Annotated in this window: 18 protein-coding genes; 12 read left to right on the forward strand and 6 right to left on the reverse strand. The window is 34.0% G+C overall.

What is annotated here, in order from left to right; all coding sequences use genetic code 11:
- Nucleotides 1-233: 233 nt before the first annotated feature.
- The 6 genes from A9G35_RS11920 to A9G35_RS11945 all read left to right on the forward strand — a co-directional run bounded on the left by A9G35_RS11920 (nucleotide 234) and on the right by A9G35_RS11945 (nucleotide 5,459).
- The gene (locus A9G35_RS11920) at nucleotides 234-914 is read left to right on the forward strand and encodes an HD domain-containing protein (RefSeq protein WP_065637051.1); all 681 of its coding nucleotides are present in this window, start codon (nucleotides 234-236) and stop codon (nucleotides 912-914) included.
- Nucleotides 915-1,467: 553 nt separating this feature from the next.
- Nucleotides 1,468-1,737 carry an ACT domain-containing protein gene (locus A9G35_RS11925; protein ID WP_065637052.1) on the forward strand — a complete coding sequence of 90 codons (270 nt, stop codon included), beginning with the start codon at nucleotides 1,468-1,470 and terminating at the stop codon, nucleotides 1,735-1,737.
- Between the two features lie 35 nt (nucleotides 1,738-1,772).
- Nucleotides 1,773-3,128 (forward strand): PFL family protein, encoded by a 1,356-nt coding sequence (locus A9G35_RS11930; RefSeq protein ID WP_065637053.1) that lies wholly within the window; start codon nucleotides 1,773-1,775, stop codon nucleotides 3,126-3,128.
- 225 nt (nucleotides 3,129-3,353) lie between these two features.
- Complete coding sequence (gene nrdR, locus A9G35_RS11935) at nucleotides 3,354-3,806, forward strand: transcriptional regulator NrdR (RefSeq protein WP_065637054.1); 453 nt, start codon at nucleotides 3,354-3,356, stop codon at nucleotides 3,804-3,806.
- Nucleotides 3,807-3,814: 8 nt separating this feature from the next.
- Nucleotides 3,815-4,945 carry a bifunctional diaminohydroxyphosphoribosylaminopyrimidine deaminase/5-amino-6-(5-phosphoribosylamino)uracil reductase RibD gene (gene ribD, locus A9G35_RS11940; protein ID WP_065575009.1) on the forward strand — a complete coding sequence of 377 codons (1,131 nt, stop codon included), beginning with the start codon at nucleotides 3,815-3,817 and terminating at the stop codon, nucleotides 4,943-4,945.
- A 61-nt stretch (nucleotides 4,946-5,006) separates the two neighbouring features.
- On the forward strand, nucleotides 5,007-5,459 hold the full coding sequence (locus tag A9G35_RS11945) for a hypothetical protein (protein WP_065560391.1): 453 nt from the start codon (nucleotides 5,007-5,009) through the stop codon (nucleotides 5,457-5,459).
- 114 nt (nucleotides 5,460-5,573) lie between these two features.
- Here the strand turns inward: A9G35_RS11945 and A9G35_RS11950 are convergent, their stop codons facing one another.
- The 4 genes from A9G35_RS11950 to A9G35_RS11965 are packed head-to-tail and all read right to left on the reverse strand — an operon-like array spanning nucleotide 5,574 to nucleotide 9,275.
- Nucleotides 5,574-6,011: a PTS sugar transporter subunit IIA gene (locus A9G35_RS11950; RefSeq protein ID WP_065637055.1), complete on the reverse strand. Its 438-nt coding sequence runs from the start codon at nucleotides 6,009-6,011 to the stop codon at nucleotides 5,574-5,576.
- Between the two features lie 56 nt (nucleotides 6,012-6,067).
- Nucleotides 6,068-7,477, reverse strand: a complete 1,410-nt coding sequence (locus A9G35_RS11955; protein WP_065637056.1) for a PTS fructose transporter subunit IIC — start codon at nucleotides 7,475-7,477, stop codon at nucleotides 6,068-6,070.
- Nucleotides 7,478-7,488: 11 nt separating this feature from the next.
- Nucleotides 7,489-8,409, reverse strand: coding sequence for a 1-phosphofructokinase (gene pfkB, locus A9G35_RS11960; protein WP_065560425.1), 921 nt, complete (start codon nucleotides 8,407-8,409; stop codon nucleotides 7,489-7,491).
- 11 nt (nucleotides 8,410-8,420) lie between these two features.
- On the reverse strand, nucleotides 8,421-9,275 hold the full coding sequence (locus A9G35_RS11965; protein WP_065637057.1) for a tagatose bisphosphate family class II aldolase: 855 nt from the start codon (nucleotides 9,273-9,275) through the stop codon (nucleotides 8,421-8,423).
- 345 nt (nucleotides 9,276-9,620) lie between these two features.
- Here A9G35_RS11965 and A9G35_RS11970 point away from each other — a divergent pair, with 345 nt between their 5' ends.
- Nucleotides 9,621-10,442 (forward strand): DeoR/GlpR family DNA-binding transcription regulator, encoded by an 822-nt coding sequence (locus A9G35_RS11970; RefSeq protein WP_065637058.1) that lies wholly within the window; start codon nucleotides 9,621-9,623, stop codon nucleotides 10,440-10,442.
- A gap of 1 nt (nucleotide 10,443) precedes the next feature.
- Nucleotides 10,444-11,409 carry a sugar kinase gene (locus tag A9G35_RS11975; RefSeq protein ID WP_065626683.1) on the forward strand — a complete coding sequence of 322 codons (966 nt, stop codon included), beginning with the start codon at nucleotides 10,444-10,446 and terminating at the stop codon, nucleotides 11,407-11,409.
- 242 nt (nucleotides 11,410-11,651) lie between these two features.
- On the opposite strand, the gene hemW is transcribed toward A9G35_RS11975, so the two are convergent.
- Nucleotides 11,652-12,779, reverse strand: a complete 1,128-nt coding sequence (gene hemW, locus A9G35_RS11980; protein WP_065637059.1) for a radical SAM family heme chaperone HemW — start codon at nucleotides 12,777-12,779, stop codon at nucleotides 11,652-11,654.
- A 180-nt stretch (nucleotides 12,780-12,959) separates the two neighbouring features.
- Here hemW and A9G35_RS11985 point away from each other — a divergent pair, with 180 nt between their 5' ends.
- The 4 genes from A9G35_RS11985 (at nucleotide 12,960) to pgl (ending at nucleotide 16,652) form a co-directional block, all read left to right on the forward strand.
- Entirely contained in the window at nucleotides 12,960-13,832 is an 873-nt protein-coding gene (locus A9G35_RS11985) for a D-hexose-6-phosphate mutarotase (RefSeq protein ID WP_065637060.1), read from the forward strand.
- Between the two features lie 181 nt (nucleotides 13,833-14,013).
- Complete coding sequence (rplY, locus tag A9G35_RS11990; RefSeq protein WP_034910200.1) at nucleotides 14,014-14,298, forward strand: 50S ribosomal protein L25; 285 nt, start codon at nucleotides 14,014-14,016, stop codon at nucleotides 14,296-14,298.
- 181 nt (nucleotides 14,299-14,479) lie between these two features.
- On the forward strand, nucleotides 14,480-15,940 hold the full coding sequence (gene zwf / locus A9G35_RS11995; protein WP_065637061.1) for a glucose-6-phosphate dehydrogenase: 1,461 nt from the start codon (nucleotides 14,480-14,482) through the stop codon (nucleotides 15,938-15,940).
- Nucleotides 15,941-15,953: 13 nt separating this feature from the next.
- Nucleotides 15,954-16,652, forward strand: a complete 699-nt coding sequence (gene pgl / locus A9G35_RS12000; RefSeq protein WP_065637062.1) for a 6-phosphogluconolactonase — start codon at nucleotides 15,954-15,956, stop codon at nucleotides 16,650-16,652.
- 41 nt (nucleotides 16,653-16,693) lie between these two features.
- Here pgl and A9G35_RS12005 read toward each other — a convergent pair.
- The coding region (locus A9G35_RS12005) for an integrase core domain-containing protein (protein WP_176701432.1) at nucleotides 16,694-17,161 on the reverse strand (468 nt) is incomplete at its 5' end.

Consider the following 17,161-nt stretch of genomic DNA (forward strand, 5'->3'; position numbering starts at 1 on the left):
TTTTCAGATTCTTGACATTTTTAATATAAATAGTTAACAGTTTGTTTATTTATATAATATAGAGATATCAGCCTAAAACGACAAGAAAGGAAACTATAAATAAATGCTATTAAAACGATAAAAACCCTATCACAATGATATGCAAATAGCTAAGATGAGTTATTCATCCTAAATGGGGATTGAGTTACTATGTTTAGTAAAGTATTTACTAACTATTTTTGGACCGAAATAAGATGAATAAATTACCAAATACGCAATTAACTCAGCAACAGCAAAAAATGGTTTTGAATATCCAATCTTTTGTAAAGCAAAAACTTGCCGATGATTTTACAGGTCATGATATGGCGCATATTGAACGAGTGGTGAGATTGGCTGAGCAAATTTTGCAACATGAACCCAAGGCTAACTGTTTTATTGTGATTGTAAGTGCTTATTTACATGATATTATTGATGACAAAGTGGTTGACGATGTTAACCAAGCTATGATTGAACTACGTCAGTATCTAATATCGCTAGCTTTGACTGATAACGACATTGAGCTGATTTTTGCTATTATCGAAAACATGTCATACCGAAAAAATCTTACCAATAAGAAAACGTTATCGCTTGAAGGCCAAATTGTGCAAGACGCCGACCGTTTAGATGCCTTAGGGGCAATTGGTATTGGGCGAACTTTCTATTATGGTGGAAATAAACATAATGTAATGCACGATCCATCAATCCCACCAAGAACGTCAATGACAGAACAGAGCTATAAACAACCTAATACTGTCATTAATCACTTTTACGAAAAACTTTTTTTACTTAAAGATATGATAAATACACCGGCGGCTAAAAAAATGGCTGAACAACGACATCACTTTTTAGTTCAATTTGTTGCCCAGTTTGAAAACGAGTGGTTAGGTAAAAGTTGACTATTCGCTTTTTATCGTTGAGTTAAGTAAGTAGGCATTAACTAACTTAGAAACTAATTTTAATCAGTCTTTAAATAGCTATCCCTTTGCACAATTAAAAATGTACTGGCGCACCGGCACACTACAGCAGAATTGAAACGTTCCTAATCATTCCATCAAAGGCATAATCAATTTATGCTTGAACAATAATGTTTAGTTTATGCTGATATCCATTGTGTTTTTAACTTATGAAATAAGTTTTTAGCCACTGAATTTAAAATTGAAACGGTATAGAGTCCTGAATATTTTTTACAAAACTAGGCAACTAAAATAAAAACAAATAATAAAAGCAAAATGGTGAAACACGCATTACATCTGCTTTAACATCCAAAGATAGGCTTATATAAAATTCGTGTAATCGGTAAAACGGCTAGAGCTAAAAAATCATTTAAAAAAAGAGAGAATTGTTTTAATGTTGGCAGTGATAAAATTTACTCGATAATTTTTGAAGATGCTATTATAGTTAGCTCAATAAATCTTATTAAATTGTCCAGTTTTTATTCAAGGGGGTGTTATGAAAACCATTCTAACGGTTATCGGTAAGGATCAAACCGGCATTATTGCAGGTATTAGCCAGAAATTATATGAATTAGACATTAATATTTTAGATGTCAGCCAAACTATCATGGATGAATATTTCACAATGATTATGTTACTTGATTTATCCAAAGTTAATATTTCATTTGATGAAGCAAAAACAGCACTTATTCAAACAGGCGATAACCTTAAAGTAAAAGTGAATCTACAGCGAGAAGAAATTTTTGAAGCCATGCATCGTTTATAATCTAATTTTTATACTTTTTAATAAGGATAATACCAATGGAAACTAAGCAAATCCTCGAAACCATTACAATGATCGAGGAAGAAAAACTCGATATTCGCACAATAACTATGGGTATTTCATTGCTTGATTGCATTGACAGTGATGGAAAAAAAGCTCGTCAAAAAATTTATAACAAAATTACTCATCTTGCCAAAAACCTTGTTAAAATTGGTGATGAAATCGCAGCTGAATTTGGCATTCCAATTATTAACAAACGTATTTCAGTTACCCCTATTTCGTTAATCGCTGGTGCAAGTGATGACAAAGATTATGTTGAGTTTGCCAAAACACTTGATGAAGCTGCCAAAGCGGTTGGTGTCAACTTTATTGGTGGTTTTTCGGCGTTAGTACAAAAGGGTTACCATAAAGGTGATGAGATTTTAATAAAATCAATTCCACAAGCACTTGCACAAACAGAACGTGTTTGCTCATCGGTCAATGTTGGTTCTACACAAACTGGGATCAACATGGATGCAGTAAAACAGATGGGAAAAATCATCAAAGAAGCCGCAAAGTTAACGGCAGATAACAGCAGTATGGCGTGTGCTAAATTAGTGGTATTTGCCAACGCAGTTGAAGATAATCCTTTTATGGCTGGTGCTTTTCATGGAGTAGGCGAAGCCGATTGTGTGATTAATGTCGGCGTAAGCGGTCCTGGCGTTGTTAAACGTGCGCTTGAAAAAGTTAAAGGGGAACCATTTGATGTTGTTGCTGAAACGATCAAAAAAACAGCGTTTAAAATCACTCGTATGGGACAGTTGGTTGGTAAAGAAGCTTCTGAACGTTTAGGCGTTAAATTTGGTATCGTTGATTTATCATTAGCACCAACTCCTGCAATTGGTGATTCGGTTGCTCATATACTCGAAGAAATGGGATTACAAGCCGTTGGTACCCATGGCACTACAGCTGCACTAGCGATGCTCAATGATGCCGTAAAAAAAGGTGGCGTAATGGCCTGCGGTCATGTTGGTGGATTAAGTGGTGCATTTATTCCTGTTTCTGAAGATACAGGAATGATTGATGCAGTAAATAATGGCGCACTTAATCTTGAAAAACTTGAGGCAATGACCTGTGTTTGCTCGGTTGGGCTTGATATGATAGCGATTCCAGGTGACACACCTGCTGAAACTATTTCTGCGATCATCGCTGACGAAGCAGCAATAGGTGTAATTAATCATAAAACAACTGCTGTTCGCATAATTCCTGCTATAGGATTAAACGTTGGCGACAATATTGAATTTGGAGGGCTACTTGGTCATGCGCCAGTTATGCCAGTAAATAAATTTAGTTCATGTGATTTTATTAATCGTGGTGGACGAATTCCTGCGCCAATTCATTCATTTAAAAATTAATGTATCAGTTTTCAATAAAATAACTATTTTATTTATCATTTTGTTTATCACGCCTACAATAATAAAGTAGGCGAGGTATCCAAAACTAAAATGCTGTATCGAATTTAAACAAATATTTCAAAATACAAAAGATCAAAAGCAAAAATTTAAGATACGAATCAATCTTGTTTAAATTAAAAATTTCAGCTATTGTAACCCTAATTATGTCATTATAAGGATATTATTATGTACTGTCCGTTTTGTAATGCAGATGATACAAAGGTGATCGATTCACGTCTTGTTGGTGAAGGATTTCAAGTCCGACGTAGACGGCAATGTGTTGAATGTAATGAAAGATTTACTACATTTGAAGTTGCTGAATTAATTATGCCTAATGTCATTAAAAGCAATAAAGTTCGCGAACCATTCAATGAAGATAAATTACGTAATGGTATGAAAAGGGCTCTTGAAAAACGCCCAGTGAGTTTTGATGCCATTGAAGATGCGATTACACGTATAAAATCTAAACTAAGAGCAACAGGTGAACGTGAAGTCCCAGCAAAATTAATTGGTGACTATGTGATTGAAGAACTTAAAAATCTAGATAAAATTGCTTATATTCGTTTTGCTTCGGTTTATTTTAGTTTTGACGATATCGAACAATTTAGTAATGAAATTGCTAAGTTACAACAAAAATAATCAACAATATGACTGCAATTTGCAATAAAGATCACTTCTATATGCAACAAGCCATTGATTTGGCTAAGCTTGGTCGTTTTACAACAACACCAAATCCTAATGTTGGCTGTGTCATTGTTAAAGATGATCAAATAATTGGCAAAGGTTATCACCAAAAAGCTGGTGAGCCTCATGCCGAAGTTCATGCACTAAAAATGGCTGGTGATGAGGCAATCGGCGCAACAGCTTATGTGACATTAGAGCCTTGTAGTCATTTTGGTCGAACACCTCCTTGTGCTGATGCGCTTATTAAAGCTGGCATCATTCGTGTAGTAATTGCGATGCAAGATCCTAACCCTAATGTTGCAGGTAATGGTATTAAACGCTTAAAAGAAGCAGGAATAGATGTCACCATTGGCGTTTTAACTGAGCAAGCAGAAGCTATTAATAAAGGCTTTTTAAAACTCATGAGAACAGGTTTGCCTTATATTCAACTTAAACTAGCCGCCTCATTAGATGGTAAAATTGCCATGGCATCTGGTGAAAGCAAATGGATAACATCAAATAAGGCAAGAGAAGATGTGCAACAGTTCCGAGCTCAAGCAAGCTGTATTTTAAGTACTCGTGCGACTGTGCAAGCTGATAATGCAAGTTTAACAGTTAGATATAACGAATTACCTGATGAAATAAAAAAAATCTACCTACCGGAAAAAATTCGGCAACCTATTCGTGTAATTATTGACAGTCAAGATCAGCTAATAGGTACTGAAAATATTTTCAATCAGCCAGGTGAAACATGGGTAGTACGAAAAAAAGATAGCCTTATTGCAAAACAAAATACCAAATTAATTATAGAATCATCTAGTTGTAAACAAATAGATTTATCTAAATTGTTTGCATTATTAGCCGAAAAACAAATCAATTCGGTTTGGGTTGAAGCTGGTGCTCATCTAGCTGGAGCTCTAATAGAACTAGATTTAGTGGATGAATTAATTATTTATTATGCACCAAAATTACTTGGTCATAATGCGTTAGATATGTGTATATTGCCAAATCTGCAAAAGCTTTCATTAGCACCACAATTTCAATTTGAATCGGTTGCTATGGTGGGCGATGATCTTCGACTTATTTTAAAAAGAAAATTACTTGCAACTTTGTAAAGGGTTAATAACTTTTTTCAGTAACATTCAAAACTAAAAATTTAATAGTAAGTTAGCCGGTATGTATCAAATAACAAGATTCGCCACACTTGATATCGATCTTTTTTTTAATTTAGATGAGTATCGTATTATCGAAGACTTCGGTTATGGTGATATTTCAGGAATAGGAAAAGTCTGTGGTTATCAAATTCTCTTTTTTTATATTTCGGATAATGTTGAGGCATTATCAATTGATGAAGTTATAGACAACACTTTCTTATGTGATAAAGCAAATCAAATTTTAGGTTTTCTTGGTTTTGACTTTAAAATTGGTCAGTCGTTTAAGTTAACCAATCAGTTTAATCATAATTATAGATTTAAAGATCATATCTATGAAGATCACGTGCGTTATTATTATGTTTTCGATAACATTTTTATTACTTTAGGTATTAATTTGGAAGGGATTTTGGTTTCATTTGAAATGGTTAACAATCAATGTATTATCAATAATCGCCTTGAAATTTTTAGATCTTAGCATTGTCTTTAAATTTTACTTAAAACATAAAGTTGCTAGCCACTGTTAGTCATTTTCAAGAGATCGTGTAAAATCCCATGAGTATAAACAAGGTTACTTATGGGATTATTAATACTAACTACCTTGAAGAATTGCTAATAAATCCTCCGGAGTTTTAACTGCGTGAATTCGTGTTAGCGTATCTTCAGCAATCACTGCTCGGGTTAGTTGACGTAAAATATCTAAATGTTCATTGGCTTTTGCAGCAATACCAATGACAACATAAGCTATATTATTATCTTCGTCCCAATTGACTCCTTCAGGATAATATATGATTTTGATTCCAGTTTGGATAACACTATCACGTTTTTCCGTTGTACCGTGTGGAATGGCGATTCCGTTACCTAAAAAAGTCGAAATTTGTTTATCACGATCAAACATTGCTTGGGTATAGTCATCTTTGACTAACTTAGCTTGGATCATCTTTTCTGATACATCTTTAATTGCTTCTTTTTTAGAATAGGATCCAGTTACGATTGAAATATCATGTACTGTCAAATTTAATGTGCTCATTTCTATTCCTTACTAAAATGAATATACCGAAATAAATCGGTATATTTCTTGATTGATTAAACTGATTTTTTGGCAACTAATTGTCGATTTTGATGAATACGTACTAAACCTAATAAAATAGCGCCAACTAGTGCACCTACGAAGATACAGCCTACCCATAAAAATGGTTTATTAACCAATGGCAGAACTAAAAATCCTCCATGTGGCGCTGGAACTTGAATTTGACATATGAATGTCAATACTGATGCAATTGCAGAAGATAACATCATAATTGGAATTACTCGCAAAGGATCCTTAGCCGCAAATGGGATTGCACCTTCTGTAATATGTGTCGAACCTAAAACATAGTTAACAAGTCCAGCAGCACGTTCTTCTTCTGTGAAAGCTTTGCTGCGGAAAATAGTGGTAGAGAATGCAATAACAAAGGGTGGTACTATACAAGCAGCAGACACACCTGCCATGAAATAGAAATTTCCTTCACCTAACAACATAGTGCCAGTAACATACGCTGCTTTATTAACAGGACCACCAAAGTCAAACGAACACATTGCTCCAATAACAATACCGAGTAAAACAGGATTTGCAGATTGTAATGATTCAAGGAAAGATTTCATTCCATTATTAATACTTGCAATTGGACCACCAAGTAAAAACATACCTGCACCGATAACAAATACACCAATTAATGGCATAATAAAAATCGATTTAAGTCCTTCAAATGAACGGGGTAATCCATCTAACATTTTTTTGACATAAAGCATTAAATAGCCTGCTGCAAAGCCAGCTATAATTCCGCCTAAGAATCCTGCACCGGTAATGTTGGCAATTAAGCCACCAACAAAACCAGCCACCATACCAGGTTTTCCACCTATTGAATAGGCAATAAACCCAGTAAAAATTGGTACCATTATGCCAAATGCTTGCCCACCTATTTTCATTAACAATGCAGCAAATTCATTATATTGGGCATTATTAGGGTCAGCTGAATAGATTCCCCATAAAAATGATAAAGCAATTAGTACTCCACCAGCGACAACAAATGGTAGCATGTTTGACACACCACTCATTAAGTGTTTATAGATTTGGCGTCCAATCGATTCTTTTACTTGGTTTGATGAAACTGTGTTATTAGTGCTATTTTGTGCGCCTTTACGAACAGGAACTGTACCTGACATAATTTTTTCGATTAGTGCTGCAGCCTTATGTATACCGTCTTTAACCGGTACTTCAAGCACGGGTAAACCATTAAAGCGATCTGGATTGACATCTTTATCTGCTGCAATAATAACGCCAATTGCATTGACAATATCAGCATCAGTAATGGCGTTATCAATACCACCAGCACCATTGGTTTCCACTTTTATTTCGGCTCCAGCCTTTTGGGCCGCTGATTTTAAGGCCTCTTCAGCCATATAAGTATGCGCGATACCGGTTGGGCAGCCTGTAACGGCTAATATTTTTTTCATAACAATCTCCTTTACTTGATTAGGGTAACTTCAAGTTGATCCATATAGATATTGATTTTATTCAGTAAACCTAATCCGTCTGATTCTGCAACGTTAGCACCTGTTGCTGATGCCTTTTTTATAGCTTTTTCAATATGTTGTTGTTCAGGTAGCCATTCACTAAGAAAGGCGGCTAGTGACGCATCACCAGCACAAGCCGAGCTAATTAATTTGATTTTTACAGCATTGCAAAACCAAATATTAGTCCCATTAGAAAAGTAAAGCCCTTTAGCGCCCATGGTTAATAAAATATTTCTCGCTCCTTGTGCATGAATATTTTCTAGTGCAGCAATGACTTGTGATTTTGTTTTCGTTTCAAAGCCAAAAATCTCTTTTACTTCATCATCATTAGGTTTAATTAATAGTGGTTTATAGGAGAGTAAATCACCTAATTTTGGGTGACTAATATCAAGGATAACTTGAATATTTTTTTTGTTGCATAAATTTAAAATAGCCTCGTAATATTCAGATTCAATATTATTTGGCAAGCTACCACTGATGACTAAATAACTATTGTTAACCAGTGATTCAATAATAGTTAGCATTTCTGTTTTTTTATCATTAGGTATAAACGGACCTTTACTGACTAATTTATATTCGTTTTCATTATCACTGATAAAAACATTAATACGCGTGATATCATCAATAAAACAGGGTTTTGTCTTGACCTGTATTTTCGTTAGTTCATCAATAATATATTTACCAGAAAATCCACCAAAGAATCCTAATGCACAAGTAGGGCTATCAAATCTATGCAATACGATTGAAACATTGACTCCTTTGCCATTCGGGCTATATTCAGTATGAGAGGTTCGATTAACGGCATTAGGGGTAAGCCCTTGACAATGAATATTCATATCGATTGCAGTGTTAAGTGTTAATGTATAGATCATCATCTTGGCCTCTATAATTTTCCTGCACATCCACATGTTGTAATAATTTTTTTGACAATGTCTTTCATTGCTGCTTTTGCAGGTTTCATATAATGGCGGGGATCATTGGCATCGGGATGTTCAATAAAGTATTGTTTTAATGCATCTGAAAATGCAATTTTTAATTCTGTCGCAACATTTACTTTACAAATTCCACGCTTAATACACTCACGCACGTCTTTCTCTGGAACACCCGAAGCGCCATGTAATACGAGAGGAATATCAACCATAGAGCGAATTTCAGATAGACGATCAAAATCCAGTTTTGGCTCTGATTTATAAAGACCATGTGCTGTACCAATGGCGATAGCGAGGGAGTCAATTCCTGTTTTTTCAATAAAATCTAAAGCTTGTTTTGGATTAGTATATAAAGCATCTTTATCATTAACGATTAAATCATCTTCAACGCCACCAAGGCGACCTAATTCAGCTTCAACACTAACATCGTAACGGTGAGCATATTCAACTACTTGTTTGACAATGGCGATATTTTCTTCATATGGAAAATGGGAGCCATCAATCATGACCGATCTTACTCCTGCATTAATTTTATTGACGATGTCGTTATATTCTTCGTGATGATCTAAATGGACAGCTAATGGAATGTTATGCTTTTTTGATAAAGCATTTGCTATAGCAAGTATATTTTCTGTTTCTGCATAACTGTATGTACCAGGTGTACCAGCCAAAATAACAGGCGATTGTAATTCTGTTGCTGTTTCAACAACGACCTGCATAGTTTCTAAGTTATGGATATTAAAGGCAGGCACAGCATAATGTTCTGTTTGAGCCTTTTTTAGCATGTTATTACTTGAAATAATAGTCATATAACTTCTCCTTAATAATCTAATTCACTTTGTATTATGTTAATAACTTTTGTTTTGAAAATTAATTTACTTAATTATGATTTCAAAACGAAAGTTATGCTAGTAATAATACCGTGAGTTAGATCACAAAAATTAACATTACTTTTAAAACGAAATAAAAAAGATTGATAAATTTTCGTTTTGATAGTTAACATGTGTATGTGAAACGCTGTGGGATAAAAAATGTTAATTATTAATAGTATGATTTATAAGATAAAATTCTAATAATAGTTTGATGTTGACCTAATATATGATTAATTCTATTATCACTATCCTTAATTTTTATCTATGGCGTAGGAAATAAAATTGGTTAGAGCATCTTCAGGTTTATTAAAACGACGATTACAAATTGCAGAAATTGTTCGTAAGCAAGGTGAAGTTAAAGTTGATGAATTATCTGAATTGCTTCAGGTCTCAAATGTGACTATTCGTCAAGATTTAACTTATTTAGAGCAGCAAGGATATTTAAAGCGTTCTTTTGGTGGTGCAATTTATGTTACCCCTGAAGGTGTGTTTAATCAGCTAAGTGTCAATACACCAAGTTATATACAAAGTAATAGTTGTGATATTGAATTAGTCAAAACCTGTTTAAGCTATATTAATGATGGTGATACATTGTTTTTAAGCCATGGAAATTTGATAAGAAAATTGATTCCGTTTTTACATTGCAAAAAATCATTAATACTTATTATGAATGACATTAGTAGTGCACAATTAGCGAAAGAGTTTACCGATGCTGAGGTAGTGCTTGTTGGTGGAGCCATACTGGAAGGGAATCTTTTGTTAGATAACAAAATGATCAATTTTATTTTGAATCAATTTTCTATATCGCATTTTGTTACCGAATTAAGTTCAATCAATACTGATAATCAATTGATTATTGAAAGTTTAGAACAGGTTAGAATTTATCAACAAATAATGAAAAAAGCAGCACATACAATTGGCATATTACCGCAACGTATTATTCATAATAATGATAATAGTATTGGAACTTTAGTTGATATTGATATGGTGATGTTATCAAGATCTGCTGTAACCGAGTATCATCAACAATTATTAGATGCTAATTTTGAGCAGCTTATTTCAAATAAATATTGTGTAACTTATCAAAATAAATTGGAGACATAATATGCATTTTAAAATCTGCACGATAGGTGAACTGCTAGTTGAGTTTTTAGCAAAAGAACAAAATCAGCGTTTCGATCAAGCTGGGGAGTTTATCGGCCCTTTTGTTAGTGGCGCCCCTGCAATATTTGCAGATCAAGTTGCAAAATTAGGTTTTCCCGTTGTTTTTTTTAGTTGTGTAGGAAAAGATATTTTTGGGAAAATGTGCATCCATCGCCTTAAAAGTGATGGTGTTATTATTGATGGTATTACTCCACATAATAAGGCCAATACAGGTAGTGCGTTTGTTACTTATAAAGGTTCTAATGAAAGAGATTTTATTTTTAACATTCCAAATAGTGCATGTGGTTTACTTTCGTTTAACCATATTAATGAAAACTTATTAAGAGATTGTACTCATTTGCATGTAATGGGATCATCACTTTATTCATTTCGTGTGATTGATGCTATGAGAAAAGCATTGGATATCATCAAAAGTAAAGGCGGTACAATTTCATTTGATCCTAATCTGCGCAAAGAAATGTTTGATATACCAGAAATGGAACAATCTTTCGATTATATTATGGAGTATACCGATATATTTTTACCCAGTGAAAGCGAAGTTAGCTATTTCATTAACAATAATGAAAATGAACAACAAACTATGTTTAAGTTGCTTAAAAAAGGCATTAAACATATTGTGGTAAAAGGGGGAGCTAAAGGAGCTAAATATTATGGACTTGATGAACAAGGTCATTTACAAACACTTCATGTTGATGGATACAAGGTCAACTCAATAGATCCAACTGGTGCGGGAGATTGTTTCGGGGCAACATTTGTCAGTTTAATGTTAGCAGGTTACTCTGTTGAACAAGCCTTGCAATATGCTAACGCTAGCGGCGCTTTAGCCGTATCTAAAAAAGGTCCTATGGAAGGAACTTCTACATTAGCTGAACTAAAACATTTCCTTTTTCATACTTCAATTGAGTAGTTATTAAAATTAATGTGATTATCGGAATTATAGGCAAAAAAAACCCAATAACAAAAGTTATTGGGAAAACATAAGGAATAGGAAAACAATGAAATAATACATTGTCGAGACATAGTATGTACTTTTTTTTGAAGAAAGTCTGTAAAGATATGTGAATAATTTATTAAATAGTTCGTATCTATCATGTTAAATAAACGTAAAGGATAAGTTTTTAGATAAATATAGATATTTCAAAATGTTATCTATAAAAACATCTCTAATAACGAATTCAAAAATAACTTGCCATGATCAGTTACCAACCAGTTTTGTTTATCCTCAATTATATAATTTTTTTCAATGGCTGTTGTTATTTGTTTTTCAACTGAGTGTAAAGGTAAATAAGTCCGTTGTTCAAATTCATGTTTAGGTGTTGGTTCAAAAAGCCTAAAACGATTCATAAAAAATTCAAAAGGTAATTCCTCTTTTGGAACTGTATAATATTTATCTAAATAACGCCCCTCTAAATATCCTTTTGGATGACGAGTTTTTATAGTGCGAATAATTTTTCCATCAGGTTGCGTTAATTTACCATGAGCGCCACATCCAATGCCTAAATAGTCTCCAAATCGCCAATAATTTAAATTATGTTGGCATTGTAATCCTTCTTTAGCATAAGCAGAGGTTTCATACTGTTGGTAACCATTTTCAGTTAATAATTGATGACCTTGTTGATAAATTTCCCAAAGTTTATCATCATCAGGTAAAACTGGTGGTTTTGAACCAAATAGCGTATTTGGCTCAATAGTTAATTGATACCAAGATAAATGCGGTGGTGCAATGGCAATGGCTTGTTTTAAGTCATATAGAGCATCATCAATACTTTGATTTGGCAAACCATGCATTAAATCTAAATTAAAGCTTCTTAAATTTAATGTTTTGGCAATTTTTCCGGCTGTAATTGCTTCTTTGGGATCGTGTACCCGTCCTAATTTAACAAGTTTATCGATCTGAAAACTTTGCACACCAATTGATATTCGGTTTATACCCGATTGCTGATAGCCATTAAACCTTTCTATATCAACCGAATTTGGGTTAGCTTCGATAGTGATTTCAGCATCCTTATGTATAGGGATGATCTTATTTATATTTGATAATAATTTATCAATCAACTCGGCTGAAAATAGACTAGGTGTACCTCCACCGATAAAAATTGAATGAATTGAGCGATTTGAACAGAAAATAGTATCTTTTTGCAAATCTTTAAGTAAATGCTCTATATAAGATTCATAATTTGGCGTTTTTTTTATGGTATGTGAATTAAAATCGCAATAGGGACATTTTTGTACGCACCATGGCATATGAATATATAAACTTAATGGGATTTTATACATAAACGTAGTGTTACCTGAAACTTTTTGACAAAAACAATTAGAGCATTGTTTCACTATTTATAGTGCTTTATTTTACTCCAATTCTTTAAAAAATGCTTTTGCATCTATTATGTTTTTATTATTCACTTAAGAAGTATACAATTATCAATAAGTTGTTAAATTTATTATTTAGGAGTAAATATGAGTATATATAAAGAGATTTTAGATAGTAGCTTATCAGGTGCATCCTTAAGCCCATCAGTAAAACAGTCAATTTATGGTGAACTACCAATTTTAGTTATTAATCATAGCACTTGTTGTGCTGCTGTTGCATTACAAGGTTCACACCTATTATTTTGGCAACCATCTACTGAACAAACACCAGTTGTTTGGCTGAGTAACAAAACAAATTTTAAAAAAGGAGTAGCCATTCGAGGTGGAGTGCCTGTTTGTTGGCCTTGGTTTGGTCAGTTAGGCAATCCTTCTCATGGTTTTGCACGCATTGTCGAATGGACATTAGATTCATGTAAAGAGGACGAGCAAGGTGTTACCCTTGTTTTATCGCTCACTAATAATCCGCAGACAGAATCTTATTGTAGCAAACCTTTCTCGGTATCATTAAATCTTCATCTAGGTAAAACTTGTGAAGTTTCTTTAAGCTGCTTAGCAGACTTTGATGTAACTAGTGCTCTACATACCTATTTTGGAGTTGATAATATTAGTAGTGTTGTAGTCAAAGGTTTAGGTGAAGCTTATCAAGAACGACTTGCTGATGAAAACAAACCGGCGACTGTGGGGCAATTGACATTCAATCAAGAAGTCGATCGTATTTATACCAATGCAAGTAATCAAATCACTGTTACTGATGGCACTCGAACAATTCAATTAACCAATACTAATGTAAGTGATGTTGTTACTTGGAATCCATGGATAAATAAAGCTAAATCAATGGGAGATTTTGGTGATGATGAGTATAAATCTATGGTTTGTGTCGAAGCAGGCTGTATCACAAAACCATTAAAGTTATTACCGAATAAAAAATCAACTTATGGTTTTAAAATAGAATTGATCTAAGTGTGCATATAATATTCCATATACGTAATCAATATTTTACTGATTTGTAATATGATTAATTGATTGCGTTTAGAGGGATAACACTTTATAATCCCTAACGCTTTTTAAAGTACTAGTTTGATAGCCAATTACTGGGTCGCCTGTAATTGGTTTCTATTTTAAATAATTAAGAGAAATTAATATGTTTACATTTAAAGCTGAAGTTAGAAAAGAGCATGGTAAGGGTGCGAGCCGCCGCCTGCGTCACGCTGGTAAATTCCCAGCCATTATTTATGGTGGAACTGAACCTGCAGTCTCTGTTGTGCTTGACCACAACCAAGTTTTTAATATGCAAGAAAAACCAGAATTTTATTCTGAAGTGTTAACTATTGAAGTTGACGGAAAAGCAGTTAAAGTAAAAGTGCAAGCAGTACAACGTCATGCATTTAAACCAAAATTAGTTCATATGGATTTTGTACGAGCATAATTTGCTTATTGGGAAATTACCCAATAACTTGTTTCAAACAAAAGGTCACCCAAAGGTGGCCTTTTTGTTTTAGAGTAAATAAAGGATAATGCCTATTACTATGATTTATCCTATTAATTGGGTATACAGCAACCATTCAACATAATAGAATAATTACATTATACCATCGTAGGAGAAAACCATGTCTGATATCCCAGCTTGCGATTTAGTTATTTTTGGTGCTAAAGGGGATTTGACAAGACGTAAATTATTACCGTCTTTATATCAATTAGAAAAGCACGGAAAGCTACCTGAACAAATAAAAATTTTAGGCGTAGGGCGTGCTGATTGGGATCATGCTGCTTATTGTGAGGTAGCAAAAGAAGCGCTAATCTCGTTTATGCCAGAACCGTTAGATGATAATATTTGGAAACGATTTAGCCAACGATTGGACTTTCATAAATTAGATGTTAATGATAGTGCTGGTTTTGAAAGATTGAAAAATAAACTTGATTTGAATCATCCAGCTATTTTCTATTTTGCAATGCACCCAGGTGCTTTTGGAACTATTTGTCAAGGTTTAGCTGCTGCAGGATTAAATCAATCGCAAAACCGCATTGTGATGGAAAAACCGCTTGGAACAGATCTCAATTCATCTCGTGAAATCAATGATTCAGTGGCTAAATTCTTTAGTGAATCGCAAGTTTATCGTATTGATCATTACTTAGGTAAAGAATCAGTATTAAACCTATTAGCTTTACGATTTGCTAATACAGTTTTTGCGTCATTTTGGGATCGTAATTCTATTGATCATGTCGAAATTACGGTAGCTGAACAAGTAGGTATTGAAGGGCGTTGGGGATATTTTGATAAAGCTGGTCAAATGCGTGATATGGTACAAAACCATTTATTACAAATATTAACAATGATTGCCATGTCCCCGCCTGCTAATCTTGAAGATGATAGCTTGCGTAGTGAAAAGATAGCTGTACTTAATGCGCTTAGACCAATTAACAAAACCAATATTCGAGAAAAAGTAGTTCGAGGACAATATACAGCAGGCTTTGTTAATGGTGTTAATGTGCCAGGATATTTAGAAGAAGATGGCGCAAATCAAAAAAGTAATACTGAAACATTTGTTGCAATTCGAGTTGATATTGATAACTGGCGCTGGGCAGGTGTTCCTTTTTATTTACGTACAGGTAAGCGCTTACCAAGTAAATGTTCTGAAGTTGTAGTTTATTTCAAACCATTACCACTTAATTTATTTAGTGAATTTTATCCAGAATTACCTCAAAATAAATTGACGATTCGTTTACAACCTGATGAAGGTATGGATATTGAAATTCTAAATAAAGTACCAGGATTGGATAGTAATCATAACTTACAAACCACTAAACTTGACTTAAGTTTCAGCGAAACTTTTCACCAACAAAGTGCTGATGCTTATGAGCGTTTATTACTTGAAGTTATGCGTGGTCGCCAAGCATTATTTGTTCATCGTGATGAAGTTGAGGCTGCATGGAAATGGGTTGATTCAATTATTAGTGCATGGGAATCAGAAAATGATGCCCCAAAAACCTACCAAGCTGGAACTTGGGGACCAGTCGCATCCGTTGCCTTAATCACTAGAGATGGGCATTCATGGCACGAATTTGAATAAAGGAAAAGTAACTATGTTTACGCTAAATAAATATCAAAATAGCCAATTATTGATCGAAGATTTAACTTCACATATTGTCAATGAATTAAAACAGGCAATTATACAAAAGGGGCATGCTTCAATTGCTGTTTCAGGTGGAAAAACACCTATTCCACTGTTTGTTTCACTTAGTCAACAAAATATAGAATGGAGCAGAGTTTTTATTACGTTGGTGGATGATAGATGGGTTGATGATACAGATGATGCTAGTAACGAAAAGTTAGTGAACACTTATTTATTACAAAATAATGCTAAATTGGCTAATTTTGTTGGTTTAAAAAACAGTTGTAATAATCCATTTGATGGTGCAAAAGTTACAGATAAACTTTTAGATAAAGTCCCGATGCCATTTGATGTAGTGATTTTAGGTATGGGAGAAGATGGACATACTGCCTCGTTATTCCCTGGCGCTGCTAATTTGGCTAACGGTTTAGATATGAAATCAGGGCGGAAAGTTGTTGGTATGACACCATTAACAGCACCACTAGATCGTATTACATTAACATTGCCAGCTATTTTAAATAGCAAAAATATCTACCTACATTTAGTTGGTGAAAGCAAATTGCGTGTATTAGAACAAGCCGAAAAAGATAATGATGTTAATCAAATGCCTATTCGTGCTGTTTTGCAACAGGACAAAGTTAATATAATTGGGTTTTGGACTGTATCTTGAGTTTTGCTGCAGTAACTCAAACTTAATCTGACAGACACGTATTACTCATCGGCCTGCATTTTAACAAAATGCGTGTCCGATGAGCAAAATAAATTCTCCAATTGCTTTTCCTTAACCAACCCCTTTGCATCATTCCATGTTTGCCATGGTGTCCTCCCATAACAATATTTTCCTGAATGAGCTCTTTCTCGATTGTAAAATTCAAGCCATTGCTCAATATCGTTTTGTATTTCACTCAATTGCGTGTAAATCTTACGTCGAAATAAAATATCATAACATTCTGTTTTCATCGTCTTATGGAATCGCTCACAAATACCGTTAGTTTGTGGGCTGTAGGCTTTGGTCTTGGTGTGTTCAATATCTTCTAGATTAAGATAAAGCTCATAAGCATGGCTCTCCTTATGGCCATTATATTCCGTACCTCGGTCTGTAAGAATGCGTAACAGCGGCACTTGTTCGCTGTCAAAGAAAGGAAGCACTTTATCATTGAGCATATCGGCAGCAATCAG

The organism is Gilliamella sp. Choc5-1 (genome assembly GCF_001690595.1).
GTDB lineage: Bacteria > Pseudomonadota > Gammaproteobacteria > Enterobacterales > Orbaceae > Gilliamella > Gilliamella apicola_M.

Coding starts and splice junctions, on each gene's coding strand:
- A9G35_RS11985 (WP_065637060.1), top strand. CDS start 12,960: ATGAGTATATATAAAGAGATTTTAGATAGTAGCTTATCAGGTGCATCC.
- pgl (WP_065637062.1), top strand. CDS start 15,954: ATGTTTACGCTAAATAAATATCAAAATAGCCAATTATTGATCGAAGAT.
- A9G35_RS11955 (WP_065637056.1), bottom strand. CDS start 7,477: ATGAAAAAAATATTAGCCGTTACAGGCTGCCCAACCGGTATCGCGCAT.
- A9G35_RS11930 (WP_065637053.1), top strand. CDS start 1,773: ATGGAAACTAAGCAAATCCTCGAAACCATTACAATGATCGAGGAAGAA.
- nrdR (WP_065637054.1), top strand. CDS start 3,354: ATGTACTGTCCGTTTTGTAATGCAGATGATACAAAGGTGATCGATTCA.
- A9G35_RS11950 (WP_065637055.1), bottom strand. CDS start 6,011: ATGAGCACATTAAATTTGACAGTACATGATATTTCAATCGTAACTGGA.
- A9G35_RS11920 (WP_065637051.1), top strand. CDS start 234: ATGAATAAATTACCAAATACGCAATTAACTCAGCAACAGCAAAAAATG.
- hemW (WP_065637059.1), bottom strand. CDS start 12,779: ATGTATAAAATCCCATTAAGTTTATATATTCATATGCCATGGTGCGTA.
- A9G35_RS11965 (WP_065637057.1), bottom strand. CDS start 9,275: ATGACTATTATTTCAAGTAATAACATGCTAAAAAAGGCTCAAACAGAA.
- A9G35_RS11975 (WP_065626683.1), top strand. CDS start 10,444: ATGCATTTTAAAATCTGCACGATAGGTGAACTGCTAGTTGAGTTTTTA.
- zwf (WP_065637061.1), top strand. CDS start 14,480: ATGTCTGATATCCCAGCTTGCGATTTAGTTATTTTTGGTGCTAAAGGG.
- rplY (WP_034910200.1), top strand. CDS start 14,014: ATGTTTACATTTAAAGCTGAAGTTAGAAAAGAGCATGGTAAGGGTGCG.
- ribD (WP_065575009.1), top strand. CDS start 3,815: ATGACTGCAATTTGCAATAAAGATCACTTCTATATGCAACAAGCCATT.
- A9G35_RS11945 (WP_065560391.1), top strand. CDS start 5,007: ATGTATCAAATAACAAGATTCGCCACACTTGATATCGATCTTTTTTTT.
- A9G35_RS11925 (WP_065637052.1), top strand. CDS start 1,468: ATGAAAACCATTCTAACGGTTATCGGTAAGGATCAAACCGGCATTATT.
- pfkB (WP_065560425.1), bottom strand. CDS start 8,409: ATGATCTATACATTAACACTTAACACTGCAATCGATATGAATATTCAT.